Here is a 12,638-nt window from a genome sequence, read left to right on the forward strand (position 1 = left end):
CCGCTGGTGGGACGTGGTGTGGGTGAGAGTGGTGCGGGAGGGAGGTGCGGCTAGCGCACCCAGCCCGTGAAGCTCTGTCCGACGGACCGGGTCTTCTCCGTCGTGCGCGGCCCGGTGCCGCCGTCGACCGCGGCCGACACGGCGCGCACCAGCCACGCGTTGACCGACAGGCCCTCGCGGCTCGCGGCTTCCTCGGCACGGGACTTGAGGTGGGCCGGCAGACGCAGATTGACGCGGGCGGTGCCGCCCTCGTCAGTGTCCGCGGGGGCCGGGGGCTTGAGCGGTTCGACGGGCGCGGCCGACTCCATGGGGCCGCCGTCGGCGGGCGGCAGCGTCACCACGAAGTCGGGGTCGAGCCCGCGCAGCCGTACGTCGACCGAGCCGGGGGCGAGCTCGCGGGTGATCTCGCCCATCGCGGCGGAGAGCACATTGAGCATGGTCAGACGGGTCGCCGACTCCAGAGGAGCGGTGAGCCGCTCGGCCAGCTCGCGAGCATCCTTCCCACCGGCTTCGGCGGCCACCGCGAGTTCGCGGCGGAGGGTCTCGACATACGGGGTGAGGTCCATGACGCAATAGTGGCACCACTATGGCGCCATGCGCAAGCCTGGATGGCGCCTTGCGTGGGGCGAGTTCAGGGGTTGCCGCTCTGACCTGCGGAAACGTGGAGGGGGTGGCCTGGCTCAGTGTGGTGCCACGCGGTGCCCGCGCGTCTTCAGGGGTGCGGAATGGCGTCGAGTGGCGCTGGGTGGCGCCAGGTGGTGCCACTCGATGTCATGTGGCGCCATGCGGTGCCGCACCCTCACCCGTCACCGCCGCCCGCGCGGCCCGGCGATCACCGTCCGCCATGGGTCCGGTGCGCACCGTCCGCCATGACCCGGCGTGGCCGGAAACAGGGCGACCAATTCAACCAACTTGCTTGACGAAAACAAGAATCGCCCCGCACCCTACTCGCAAGTAAGTTTACGTTCTTTTAATGCGCCGGTAACCGTCGTTGTCGGTGCCGAATCGGTGTAACTACCCCCCACCTGCGAGGAGTTCAGATGAAGCTGCGCCGGAGATCCGTTCGCGCCCTGCTGCCCGCACTGGCGCTGACTCTGGCGGCCGCCGTCGCCCCGACGCTCGCGACGGCCGCCCCGGCCCACGCCGCGACGGTCTCAAGTGGCTGGAACAATGCCGAGTGCAAGCCGACGGCCGCGCACCCGCGCCCCGTCGTCCTCGTGCACGGCACGCTGGAGAACAAGAGCGACAACTGGTTCTCCCTCGCCCCCCTCCTGGTCTCGAAGGGCTACTGCGTCTACTCCTTCGACTACGGCCAGATCCCGGGCATCCCCGCCTTCTACGGCCTCGGCCCGATCGAGAAGGGCGCCGAGCAGCTCAGCGCGTACGTCGACGAGGTGCTCGCCAGGACCGGTGCGGACAAGGTCGACATCGTGGGGCACTCCCAGGGCGGCATGATGCCCCGCTACTACCTGAAGTTCCTCGGCGGCGCTCCCAAGGTGAACACCCTCGTGGGCATCGCCCCCAACAACCACGGCACCACCATGTCCGGTCTGACCAAGCTGCTCGACGTGGTCCCCGGCGCCCGCGGTGTGCTCACGGCCTTCACGCCCGGTCTCACCCAGCAGGTCGTCGGCTCGGACTTCATGCGCCGCCTCAACGAGGGCGGCGACGCCGTCCCCGGCGTCAACTACACCGTGATCTCGACCAAGTACGACGAGGTCGTCACCCCGTACACCTCCCAGTTCCTGTCCGGCCCGAACGTGCGGAACATCGTCGTCCAGGACCTCTGCCCGGTCGACGTCTCCATGCACCTGACCCTCGGCACGATCGACCGCCTGGCCTTCAACGAGACGGCCAACGCGCTCGACCCGGCGAACGCGACGCCCACGACGTGCAGGACCATGCTGACCGGCTGAACCGCCGCGGCGCACACGGCGGGGGCACCCGGTCATCGGCCCGGGTGCCCCCGCCGCGTGGAAAACCTGTGGACCCGCGGCGCCGTACCGGGAGAAGCTGCGCCCGGATCGAACGGCTACGTGTACGGAGTTGAAGGCACCATGGGCACATTGACGACAGGCAGCGGCGTGACGGTCACGCTGACCAAGAGGGCGCGGACCAAGTTGCGGTACCCCGCCACCGTCGTCCGCGACGACGGCGCGCGCCTCGTCGTCCGCGCGCCCTGGGCGGCGGTGGAGGCGAGGGACTTCGGGTTCGTGCGGTTCGAGTCCGGCGATGTCTTCACCGAGCACTACTGGCGCGACCGCTGGTACGCGGTCAAGGAGGTGCGGTCCGCCGACGGCACCCTCAAGGGCTGGTACTGCGACATCACGCGCCCGGCCGCCGTCGACGGCGACACCCTGGTCGTCGAGGACCTCGACCTCGACCTCTGGCTCTCGGCGGACGGCGGCACGGTGCTCCGCCTGGACGAGGACGAGTTCGAGGAGAGCGGCCTCGCGTCCCGCGACCCCGACGCCGCGTCCCGGGCCCGCGCGGCCCTGGACGAACTGGAGGCCCTGGCCCGTGCCGGTGGCCTCCCGGCCCTCGTTTCCTGACGGAAGCCAATCTTGTGGTGCTCGGGCGTACGTTCTAGCGTGAGACGGACGAAACCGCCGCTCCTGTCGGCCGGTTCAGGTCAAGGAGACGCACGTGAGTCGTTCCGCTCAGAAGGCCGACCGGGTGTCGGAGTGGTGCCGGTCGCAGACCAGCAGATGGATGGTCGTGGGCGGCGGGGTGCTGGCGGTCGCGCTGGTCGTGGCCGGGGTCCTCAACCAGGTGTACGCGGCGACGTTCCTGCCGCTGCTGCTCGCGCCCGTCGCCATCGTCGCCACGGGCGCCGTCAAGGTGACCGTCTCCCGTGACGGCGTGACGGTGGCCTCGACCGTCTTCCCCTTCTTCCGTAAGCGCATCCCGCTCTCCGCCGTCCAGGAGGCGAACGCCCGCTGGACCAAACCGACCGAACTGGGCGGCTGGGGCTACCGCTGGAGGCCGGGCGTCCGCGCCGTCTCACTCCGCGAGGGCGACGCCCTCTGGCTCACCCTCACCCGCGGCAGCAGCTTCGTCATCACCGTCGACGACGCCGGGACGGCCGCCGAGCTGATCAACGGCCATCTGGCCGCCGGCCGCGGGCGCCGCTGAGGCCCCGCCGGGCGCCGTGGCCGCCACCGAGCGGCCGAGCGCCCGGAGCAGCCACTCCAGCGCGGCTCCCGTCGTGATTCCCCGGTCCGGGGACATCTCGTGGGCCAGGGACCAGTAGCGCCGCACGCGCGGCTCCGCCGTCCACCTGGTGTCCCGCAGCAGGGCCGCGCGGAAACCGGCCGTGTCGCGCGCCCCGCGGCCCAGCCCGTACGCGCCGACGTAGGCGTCCAGTTCCGGTCCCGGCGCGGGTTCGCGGCCGGCGCCCACGGCGGAGGCGGCGAGGGCGTACGCCTGGAGGAGACCGTCGTAGAGCGCCGCGGCGTCGCAGTGGTCCGTCGGCCTTCCGTACTGCTTGTGACGCACTTCGGCGGCGAGGCCCGCGTCGGAGGTGAACGCGTGCAGCCGGGCGTACGCGACGGCCTGGCGCGGTGAGGGATCGCGCGGGGGCTCGGGCACGAGGGTGTCGATGAACGCGTCGCGCAGTCCTGCCGGCAGACCGACCGGGCAGGTCCGCTTCCAGAAGGCCACGATCCCGTCCGTGGTCGGCGGCTGCGGCAGGGAGCCGAACAGGCGCAGCAGCGCGGGCTGTTCCCCGGGCGGGGCCGTCGTGAGGGCGTGCAGGGCGGATTCCTGCCAGCGCAGCGCGATGAGCCGGTCGCGGACGTCGGCGAGCCGGGTGGCGAGGGCGGCCGACAGGGCCTCGTCCCCCTCCAGCGCGCGGGAGACGTCGTCCAGCGGCAGGTCCAGCGCGCGCAGCTCGCGGATGCGGCGCAGCCGCTCGGGCGCGTCGGGGGTGTAGCGGCGGTGGCCGCCGGGGCTGCGGCCGTCGGCGGGCAGCAGCCCTTGATCGCTGTAGAAGCGCGCGGTCTTCACGGACACGCCCCCGAGGCGCGCGAGATCGCCGATACCCAGCGTTCCGTCGTCCACCCGGCCCCGCCCTCCCGTCCACCGGTCTCCCACGGTACGCGGCCCCGACGGGAGGGACGGAGGGGCCTCGGCGCGGCGCCTGATGTGGGGATCTAATGTGGGGACGTGATCAATTCCGACGATGTCCGGCGTATCGCGATGTCCCTCCCGGAGACGGTGGAGAAGGAGGCGTGGAGCATGCCCACGTTCCGCGTCGCCGGGAAGATGTACCTCACGGTCCCCGACGACGAGACGTCCATCGCCGTCCGCTGCCCCAAGCACGAGCGCGCGGAACTGATCGCGGCGGAACCGGAGAAGTTCTGGGTGCCGCCGCACGAGGCGGGCTCCCACTGGGTGCGGGTGCGGCTGGCCGCGCTGGAGGACCTGGACGAACTGCGCGACATCGTCGTGGACTCGTGGCGCCAGGCGGCACCGGAGCGGCTGGCGGACGCGGGCGCCTGAACCCCGGTTGTCAGTGCCCCGTGGCAACCTGACGGCATGGACGAGGACCTCATCGGCGCCGTCCAGTTCCTCGCCGAGCTGCTCGACGGCACGCTCGAACCGTGGGCCCTGCCGGGCGGTATACGCCGGGAAGTGTCCGTGTCCGTGTCCGGGGAGTGAGCCATGTGGCGCCCGACTCCCTCGAAACGGCGCCGCCCCCGTGGCAGGGTGATCGCATGACTGCGAACAGCCCCCGTACGTCCGCCCTCGACCTCATCCGCACCGTGGTCGACCCCGGCAGCTGGCGGTGCTGGGACGAGCCCGTGGAGGTGACCACCACCGACCCGGCGTACCGCGCCGACCTGCTGGCCGCTCGCGGGCGCACCGGGCTGGACGAGTCCGTCGTCACCGGCGAGGGCCGCATCGCCGGGCGCCGAGTGGCCCTGATGGCCTGCGAGTTCCGGTTCCTGGCCGGGTCGATCGGGGTGGCGGCGGGGGAGCGGCTGGTACGGGCCGTGGAGCGGGCCACCGCCGAGCGGCTGCCGCTGCTGGCCGCGCCCGCCTCGGGCGGTACGCGGATGCAGGAGGGCACGGTCGCCTTCCTGCAGATGGTCAAGGTCGCCGCCGCGATCACCGACCACAAGGCCGCCGGGCTGCCCTACCTCGTCTATCTCCGCCACCCCACGACCGGCGGCGTCCTCGCCTCGTGGGGTTCGCTCGGCCACCTCACCGCCGCCGAACCGGGCGCCCTCATCGGCTTCCTCGGCCCACGCGTCCACCAGGCCCTCTACGGCGAGGAGTTCCCGCAGGGCGTCCAGGTGGCGGAGAACCTGGAGGCCAACGGATTGGTGGACGCGGTGTTGCCTGCGGCACGCCTCTCGGAAGTGGCGGCGCGGGCGCTGACGGTGCTGGCGGGCGTGGCCGCCCCCGCCACCACGGATGCCGGCCGGGCCGGGCCGGTCGCGGCCTCCGCTCCCGCGGCGGGGGGCGACTCCGTCACGGGGGGTGGCTCTGCCACCGGGGAGCCCGGGGCTGCCGCCCCGGAGCCGCCCTCCTCCACTGCGTCCGCTGAAGCGGGGGGAGACTTCGTCGCTCCGGGGGGAGGAGCGGTCGCCGGGGACGCGGGCTCCGGCGTCGCGGAGTCGGGCTTCGCCGATGAGGGAGGGCCTGTTGTCCCGGGGCCGGCGCTTGCCGTTGGAAGGGCGGGGGCTGGGGGCAGCGGCCCTGCCGTTGGGGATGCGGGCTTCGCTGATGGCGGAGGGCCCGTTGTCCCCGGGCCGGTGCCTGCCGGTGGAGGGGCGGGGGCCGGGGATGTCGGCCCCGTGGCCGGGGAGGCCGGGCCGCCTGCCGTTGCTGCGGAGTCGGGCTCTGTCGGTGGGGGAGGGGCCACTGCCCCTGAGTCGGCATTCGCCGCCGGGGAGGCCGGGTGGCTCGCCCTGGGCGGAGTCGGGGTTGCCGGGACCGCCGAGTCGATCCGGCGCTCCCGGCTGCCCGGCCGTCCCGGTGTGCGGGAGTTGCTCGCGGCCGCCGCCACCGAGGTGACGCCGCTCAGCGGCACGGCCGCGGGTGAGCGTGACCCCGGGCTGCTGCTCGCGCTCGCCAGAGTCGGCGGTACGCCCTGCGTCGTGCTCGGGCACGACCGCCGCGGGCACGCCGTGCCCGGCACCGGGCAGGCGCTCGGACCGGCCGGGCTGCGCGCCGCCCGGCGCGGCATGCGGATCGCCGCCGAGCTGGACCTCCCGCTGCTCACCGTGATCGACACCGCCGGGGCCGCGCTGTCGCGGGACGCCGAGGAGGGCGGGCTGGCGGGGGAGATCGCCCGGTGCCTCGCGGATCTGGTGACGCTTCCCGCGCCCACCCTCTGCCTGCTGCTGGGCCAGGGCGCGGGCGGCGCGGCGCTCGCCCTGCTGCCCGCCGACCGCGTCGTGGCCGCCCGGCACGCGTGGCTGTCGCCGCTCCCGCCGGAAGGGGCCTCGGCGATCCTGTACCGGACCACGGAGCGGGCGTACGAGGTCGCCGACCGGCAAGGGGTGCGGTCCGCCGACCTGTTGGCCAACGGGATCGTGGACGTCGTCGTGGAGGAGGACCAGGAAGAAGGCCCGGACGACGACTTCCTGCCGCGGCTCGGCACGGTCCTCGGGGCCGAACTCGCCGGGCTCGCGGCACGCGACCAGAAGGAACGGCTGTCCGGCCGTCGGGCACGCTATCGGAGGATCGGGCTGCCGGGGTGACGATGCCGCAGGGGCAAGCAGCGTGTAGCGGGCGGGAGTTCGGCGCCGATCGGCAAGGTGAGGTGCGCCTGACCCAGGGTCTGTCGGGCGGACCGCGGACCGCGGCAGCCGGCCCGCCCGGGGTGCCGGGGACGCCCGCCCCCAATACCCCCGAAAGGCGCCCCGCCGCAGGCGTGAAGACTCGCACCGAGTGCAAGGTCGTCACTTCCTCGCCCGCAGCCCCACCGGCTCCGTCGTCGAAGGCTTCCTGCCCGCCGCCGCCCGGCCGGGCCTGGCCGTCACGCTGCTTGCCCTCGCCGTCCGGCACGGCATCGGCCTGACCGGGGTCAACCTCGGCGGCGGCATGGCCGTCGGCTGCGCGCGCCCGCACACCCGCTTCGACTGGCCCACTCACAGCGCGGGGCTGCGCGAACTCACCGCCTCGCACCCGGACTTAACCCTGCGCGTCGAGCCCGGCCGGGCGCTGGACGCCTACTGCGGGCTGGTACGTCACCGAGGTCCTCGACCTCAAGCGCGGCCACGGGGAGGCCTTCACCGTGCCGCCGGTCGAGGAGTGGCCGGGGAGCCGGCCGCGCCCCGGCCGCGTCCGACGAGCCCGTGCCCCCCTGCGGGCAGCCCGATGCATCCGGAACCAACGTTCCACTTCCTGAATTGACGGACCGTCATATTGGCGCATGGCGACCTGCGGTGCGTCACCGCAGGTCGTTGGCTTGTTCCACGGTGGCGTGATTCTGTTCATGGTGGTTGCATCTATTCGGGCGTAGTGTGATCTTCATGGCTCGCACGCGAAACACGCCAGGAGCCATCACATATGGGGAGTGCCGTTCCGGCAGCCACACGCGGCCGACGGCCCAGTGAAGGGGGACACCGCAGGCATGTGCGGCATCACCGGATGGATCGCCTACGACCAGGACCTCACGACCGCGCGCGGCACGCTCGACGCGATGAACCAGACCCAGGTCTGCCGTGGTCCGGACGCGGGCGGCGTATGGCTGGACACCCACGCCGCACTGGGCCACCGCCGGCTGTCCATCATCGACCTCGAGGGCGGCAGGCAGCCGATGCTCGTCGAGCACGACGGCCGCACCCTCGTCGCCACCACCTACAGCGGCGAGGTCTACAACTTCCGTGAGCTGAGCACCGAGCTGGAGGGCCGCGGCCACACCTTCCGCACCACCAGCGACACCGAGGTCGTGCTCCACGCCTACCTCGAATGGGGCGAGTCCTTCGTCGAGCGCCTCAACGGCATCTACGCCTTCGCCATCTGGGACCCGCGCACCGAGGAGTGCCTCCTCGTCCGCGACCGGATGGGCGTCAAGCCGCTCTTCTACTACCCCACCCCCGACGGCGTGCTCTTCGGCTCCGAGCCCAAGGCCGTCCTCGCCCACCCCTCCGTCCGCCCCGTCGTCGACGCCGAGGGCCTCGCCGAGATGCTGGCGTTCACCAAGACGCCCGGCCACGGCATCTACAGGGGCATGCGCGAGGTGCGGCCCGGCCACACCGTACGGGTCCGCCGCGGCGGCCTGACCGAACGCCGCTACTGGGCGCTCCAGTCCCACGAGCACACCGACGACCTCGACACCACCGTCAAGACCGTCCGCGAGCTGCTGGAGGACATCGTCTCCCGCCAGCTCGTCGCCGACGTCCCGCTGTGCACGCTGCTCTCCGGCGGACTCGACTCCTCCATCATCACCGCCCTCGCCGCCCAGGGCCTCGCCGACGGCGGCCACGGACCCGTGCGCTCCTTCGCCGTCGACTTCGTCGGCCAGGCCGAGAACTTCAAGGCCAGCGACCTGCGGGGCACCCCCGACGGCCCGTTCGCCCACGCACTCGCCGAGCACGTGCACGCCACCCACGCCGACATCGTCCTCGACACCGCGGACCTCATGGACCGCGGCCACCGCGACGCCGTCCTGCGCTCCCGCGACCTGCCGGTCGGCTTCGGACAGGTCGACACCTCGCTCTACCTGCTCTTCAAGGCGATCCGCGAGCACTCCACGGTCGCCCTGTCCGGCGAGTCCGCCGACGAGGTCTTCGGCGGCTACCGCTGGTTCCACGACCCCGAGGCCGTGGCCGCCGACACCTTCCCCTGGCTCACCGCCCGCATCTTCGACACCGTCTCCGGCGACGGCAGCGGCGACCGCACCGACTTCCTCGACCAGGGCCTCCTCCGCAAGATCGACCTGCCCGGCTACCGGGACGCCCGCTACCGCGAGGCCCTCGCCGAGGTCCCCCGCCTGGACGGCGAGACCGGCCTGGAACGCCGCATGCGCGAGATCAGCTACCTGCACCTGACCCGCTTCGTGCAGCTGCTCCTCGACCGCAAGGACCGCGTCAGCATGGCCACCGGCCTCGAAGTACGCGTGCCCTTCTGCGACCACCGCCTCGTCCAGTACGTCTTCAACACCCCCTGGGCGATGAAGAGCTTCGACGGCCGCGAGAAGTCGCTGCTGCGCGCCGCCACCCGCGACCTGCTCCCCGCCTCCGTCGCGGACCGCGTCAAGAGCCCCTACCCCAGCACCCAGGACCCGCGCTACCCCGGCGTCCTCCGCGAGGAGCTGCGCCGCGTGCTCGCCGACACCGACGCGCCCGTGCACGACCTCCTGGACACCGCGGCCGTCAAGGACTCCCTGGACCGGGGCACCGGCGAGTCCTTCCAGTCCACCACGGAGCTCGTCCTCAGCCTCGACACCTGGCTGACCGCCCACGGCGCGTCCGTCGAGCTGTAGCACCCCACGCGCGCGGCGGGACTCCCTGACGCACAATAGGCGACACACCGTGACATCATTCGCCCACCCGGGAGTCCCACCGTGGCCTTGCAGCTGACCGTCGACCCTGACGCGGCCGAACCGCCCTACGAGCAGATCCGCGCGGGCATCGCCGAACGGGCCCGCTCCGGCGTCCTGCCCGTGGGCTACAAACTGCCCACGGTCCGCGGCTTCGCGGAGGAGCTGGGCCTGGCCGCGAACACGGTGGCCAAGGCGTACCGCGCGCTGGAGGCGGACGGCGTCATCGAGACGCGGGGGCGGAACGGCACGTTCGTGGCGGCGCCCGGGGACGCGGCGGCACGTGAAACGGCAGCCGCCGCCGAGGCGTTCGCACAGCGGGCGCACCGGCTGGGGCTCGACCGGGACGCCGCCACGGCCGCCGCCGTGGCCGCGCTCCGGTCCGTGTACGGGGACTGACCGGGGCCCCGCCCGGACCCACGACACGCGGCCGGTATCCGGCCCCCGGCGGCCGAGGGCTACAGATACAAGCCCGCGTCCACCCCGCCCTGTTGCGGCGGCACCGACGCCGGCACCGTGCCGCGCCGCAGGGCGAACAGCTCCGCCAGGGTCGCGCCCTCCCGGCCCACGCCCTTGTCGGTGCCCAGCCAGGTCACCGCCTCCGGCCGGGTCAGGGGGCCGACCTCGATACGGGCCAGACAGCGGCCCGGCCGGACCACGGCGGGATGCAGGCGCTCCAGGTCCTCGTTGGTGGTCACCCCGACCAGCACATTGCGGCCCTGCCCGAGCAGGCCGTCCGTCAGGTTCAGCAGCCGGGACAGCGCCTGCCCCGCCGTGTGCTTGGCCTCGCCGCGGATCAACTCGTCGCAGTCCTCCAGCAACAGCAGCCGCCAGCGGCCCTTCGCCGTGCCCTCGTCCTCGCCGATCGCGATGTCCATCAGATAGCCGACGTCGTTGAACAGCCGCTCCGGATCGAGCACGCAGTCCACCTGGCACCAGTCCCGCCAGGCCCGCGCCAGCGTCCGCAGCGCCGACGTCTTGCCGGTGCCCGGCGGGCCGTGCAGGAGCAGCAGCCGGCCCGCGATGTCGTCCGGCGTCACCTTCATCAGCCGGTCCATCGCATCGGCGACCGGCGCCGTGTAGTTGGGCCGCACCTCCTGCCAGGTGCCCGCCGAGATCTGCCGCGTCGTACGGTGCGGACCCCGCCGCGGCGACACGTACCAGAACCCCATCGTCACATGCTCGGGCTGCGGTTCGGGCTCGTCCTCCGCGTCGTCCACGGCCTGGCCCAGCACCCGCTTGGCCAACTCGTCGCTGGTCGCGGTCACGGACACGTCCGCCCCCCGGTTCCAGCGGGAGATCAACAGCGTCCAGCCGTCGCCCTCGGCGAGGGTCGCGCTGCGGTCGTCGTCCCGCGCGGAGCGCACCACCTTCGCGGCGGGCGGCAGCAGCGACGCACCGGACTTCACACGGTCCACGGAATGGCTGTGCGCGTACGGCTGCTCGCCGGTGGCGAACCGCCCGAGGAACAGCGCGTCGATGACGTCGGACGGCGAGTCGCTGTCGTCCACCGTCAACCGGAGCGGCAAGGACTGCTCCGCGGGCGTGGGGACCGGGTCGGTGGGCAGGGTCTGCCTCCTGGCTTCGGATCGGGGGTCGGCACACATGCCGCCCATGATCCGGCACCGGCCCCTCTTGCGCACACAGGTTTTCGCCGGTTCCGCGAACGTTCGTGCCGAAGCCGACACACATCGTTTCCCCCGTGGATACTCTGGCCCGTGATGGCACGTCATGGGGTACGTCGGGCGTTTTTTTCTCGGACAGGGCGGTGGCGGGTCGTCGCGCTGTTCGTGGTCGGCGCGGCCGCACTCGGGCTGCTGGTGGCCCTCTTCAGCAGCGGCGGGCAGGGCGGACCCGGACTGCCGGGCGGCTCCGGCGGGCCGGGCGGCTCGGACGGCGACCGCGGCGCCGGCCGTGTCACCGCGCTCGGCTTCGGTTTCACCCACACCCAGTACAGCGCCGACCACGGCGACGACGGGGCCCGCGCGGCCGCCGCCAAGCTCCTCTCCGGCGCCGCCATGCCGCAGAACCAGCACATCATGGGCTGGGGCGTCGACAACCCCGAGCCGAAACCCGGCACCTACAACTTCGGGGACCTCGACCGGCGCGTCGCCCTGATGCGCAGGACCGGCGCCACGCCCGTGCTCACCCTCTGCTGCGCCCCCGACTGGATGAAGGGCGGCGGCAACCGCACCGACTGGTCCCAGAAGTCCCTGGAGAAAGCGCCCCTGCCCGCGCACTACAAGGACTTCGCCCAGCTCGCCGGGGTGGTCGCCAAGCGCTATCCCGACGTCCGCCACTTCATCGTCTGGAACGAGTTCAAGGGCTTCTTCGACGAGTCCAGGAACCGCTGGGACTACGAGGGCTACACCCAGCTCTACAACCTCGTCTACGCGGAACTGAAGAAACAGAACCCCGGCAACCTCGTCGGCGGCCCCTACATCAGCATGGACAGCCATCCGCCCGACAACGCCACCAACGCGTCCTCCCTGCGCGGCCCCTGGGGGTCGATCGACCAGCGGACCCTGGACGCCATCTCCTACTGGAATACGCACAAGAAGGGCGCCGACTTCGTCGCCGTCGACGGCACCACCTACACCCGCGAGAACGACCGCCTGCTGCCCGACGAGTTCGGCGCCACCCAGAAGTTCGCCGACGTCACCGCCTGGCTGCGCACGTCCGTCGGGCTCCCGGTGTGGTGGTCCGAGTGGTACGTCGAACCGCCCGACGCCAACGACAACCGCCGGGGCTGGACCGAGGAGCACCGCACGGCCGTCCAGGCGACGGCCATGCAGCAGCTCGCCACCTCCGGCGCGGCGACGGCCCTTTACTGGAACCCGGAGGGGACGAGCGCCGACTGCCCCGGATGCCTGTGGCGCAGCACCGAGTTGACGGACGGCGGGGCACCGCTGCCGATGCTCGACCTCCTGTCACGGTTCCGGAAGGCGTTCCCGCCGGGCGCGCGGTTCCGCACCGCGGACGTGACGGGCGTCGACCCGGGGACGCTGCGCGTCCTCGCCTCGGGCCCGGCCGTCCTGGTCGTCAACACCCAGAACCGGCCGCTCACCGCCACGGTCGACGGCCACACCCTGAACCTCGGGCCGTACGACGTCCAGTGGCTGGGGTGAGCGCACCCCGG

The 12,638-nt window shown here is 72.8% G+C and carries 12 protein-coding genes; 9 read left to right on the forward strand and 3 right to left on the reverse strand.

What is annotated here, in order from left to right; translation table 11 throughout:
• Positions 1-50 precede the first annotated feature (50 nt).
• Positions 51-566, reverse strand: a complete 516-nt coding sequence (locus tag ACWD4A_RS17425) for a hypothetical protein (RefSeq protein WP_451194700.1) — start codon at positions 564-566, stop codon at positions 51-53.
• Between the two features lie 474 nt (positions 567-1,040).
• Between ACWD4A_RS17425 and ACWD4A_RS17430 the strand changes: the two genes are divergently transcribed.
• Both ACWD4A_RS17430 and ACWD4A_RS17435 read left to right on the forward strand, forming a co-directional pair.
• Positions 1,041-1,916: an esterase/lipase family protein gene (locus ACWD4A_RS17430; protein ID WP_451194701.1), complete on the forward strand. Its 876-nt coding sequence runs from the start codon at positions 1,041-1,043 to the stop codon at positions 1,914-1,916.
• 150 nt (positions 1,917-2,066) lie between these two features.
• Positions 2,067-2,552, forward strand: a complete 486-nt coding sequence (locus ACWD4A_RS17435; protein WP_451194703.1) for a DUF402 domain-containing protein — start codon at positions 2,067-2,069, stop codon at positions 2,550-2,552.
• A 451-nt stretch (positions 2,553-3,003) separates the two neighbouring features.
• Here the strand turns inward: ACWD4A_RS17435 and ACWD4A_RS17440 are convergent, their stop codons facing one another.
• Positions 3,004-4,062, reverse strand: coding sequence for a helix-turn-helix domain-containing protein (locus tag ACWD4A_RS17440; RefSeq protein ID WP_451194705.1), 1,059 nt, complete (start codon positions 4,060-4,062; stop codon positions 3,004-3,006).
• A 138-nt stretch (positions 4,063-4,200) separates the two neighbouring features.
• On the opposite strand from ACWD4A_RS17440, the gene ACWD4A_RS17445 reads away from it, so the two are divergent.
• The 6 genes from ACWD4A_RS17445 to ACWD4A_RS17470 all read left to right on the forward strand — a co-directional run bounded on the left by ACWD4A_RS17445 (position 4,201) and on the right by ACWD4A_RS17470 (position 9,898).
• On the forward strand, positions 4,201-4,503 hold the full coding sequence (locus ACWD4A_RS17445; RefSeq protein WP_451194773.1) for an MmcQ/YjbR family DNA-binding protein: 303 nt from the start codon (positions 4,201-4,203) through the stop codon (positions 4,501-4,503).
• A gap of 36 nt (positions 4,504-4,539) precedes the next feature.
• On the forward strand, positions 4,540-4,662 hold the full coding sequence (locus ACWD4A_RS17450; RefSeq protein ID WP_451194706.1) for a hypothetical protein: 123 nt from the start codon (positions 4,540-4,542) through the stop codon (positions 4,660-4,662).
• Between the two features lie 56 nt (positions 4,663-4,718).
• Complete coding sequence (locus ACWD4A_RS17455; RefSeq protein WP_451194708.1) at positions 4,719-6,713, forward strand: carboxyl transferase domain-containing protein; 1,995 nt, start codon at positions 4,719-4,721, stop codon at positions 6,711-6,713.
• A 190-nt stretch (positions 6,714-6,903) separates the two neighbouring features.
• Complete coding sequence (locus tag ACWD4A_RS17460; protein ID WP_451194710.1) at positions 6,904-7,368, forward strand: hypothetical protein; 465 nt, start codon at positions 6,904-6,906, stop codon at positions 7,366-7,368.
• Between the two features lie 220 nt (positions 7,369-7,588).
• Positions 7,589-9,442 carry an asparagine synthase (glutamine-hydrolyzing) gene (gene asnB / locus ACWD4A_RS17465; protein ID WP_451194711.1) on the forward strand — a complete coding sequence of 618 codons (1,854 nt, stop codon included), beginning with the start codon at positions 7,589-7,591 and terminating at the stop codon, positions 9,440-9,442.
• 81 nt (positions 9,443-9,523) lie between these two features.
• A complete protein-coding gene (locus ACWD4A_RS17470) occupies positions 9,524-9,898 on the forward strand; it encodes a GntR family transcriptional regulator (protein ID WP_451194713.1) in 375 nt (124 codons plus the stop codon).
• 59 nt (positions 9,899-9,957) lie between these two features.
• Here ACWD4A_RS17470 and ACWD4A_RS17475 read toward each other — a convergent pair whose 3' ends face one another.
• Positions 9,958-11,106: a DUF5925 domain-containing protein gene (locus ACWD4A_RS17475; protein ID WP_451194714.1), complete on the reverse strand. Its 1,149-nt coding sequence runs from the start codon at positions 11,104-11,106 to the stop codon at positions 9,958-9,960.
• Between the two features lie 114 nt (positions 11,107-11,220).
• Here ACWD4A_RS17475 and ACWD4A_RS17480 point away from each other — a divergent pair, with 114 nt between their 5' ends.
• Positions 11,221-12,627, forward strand: a complete 1,407-nt coding sequence (locus tag ACWD4A_RS17480; RefSeq protein WP_451194716.1) for a xylan 1,4-beta-xylosidase — start codon at positions 11,221-11,223, stop codon at positions 12,625-12,627.
• Positions 12,628-12,638 lie beyond the last annotated feature (11 nt).

Source organism: Streptomyces sp. NPDC002537 (genome assembly GCF_053594975.1).

What these genes read in the sequence shown, in the direction of transcription:
- asnB (WP_451194711.1), top strand. Translation starts at nt 7,589, where the DNA reads ATGTGCGGCATCACCGGATGGATCGCCTACGACCAGGACCTCACGACC.
- ACWD4A_RS17425 (WP_451194700.1), bottom strand. Translation starts at nt 566, where the DNA reads ATGGACCTCACCCCGTATGTCGAGACCCTCCGCCGCGAACTCGCGGTG.
- ACWD4A_RS17430 (WP_451194701.1), top strand. Translation starts at nt 1,041, where the DNA reads ATGAAGCTGCGCCGGAGATCCGTTCGCGCCCTGCTGCCCGCACTGGCG.
- ACWD4A_RS17475 (WP_451194714.1), bottom strand. Translation starts at nt 11,106, where the DNA reads ATGTGTGCCGACCCCCGATCCGAAGCCAGGAGGCAGACCCTGCCCACC.
- ACWD4A_RS17450 (WP_451194706.1), top strand. Translation starts at nt 4,540, where the DNA reads ATGGACGAGGACCTCATCGGCGCCGTCCAGTTCCTCGCCGAGCTGCTC.
- ACWD4A_RS17480 (WP_451194716.1), top strand. Translation starts at nt 11,221, where the DNA reads ATGGCACGTCATGGGGTACGTCGGGCGTTTTTTTCTCGGACAGGGCGG.
- ACWD4A_RS17455 (WP_451194708.1), top strand. Translation starts at nt 4,719, where the DNA reads ATGACTGCGAACAGCCCCCGTACGTCCGCCCTCGACCTCATCCGCACC.
- ACWD4A_RS17445 (WP_451194773.1), top strand. Translation starts at nt 4,201, where the DNA reads ATGTCCCTCCCGGAGACGGTGGAGAAGGAGGCGTGGAGCATGCCCACG.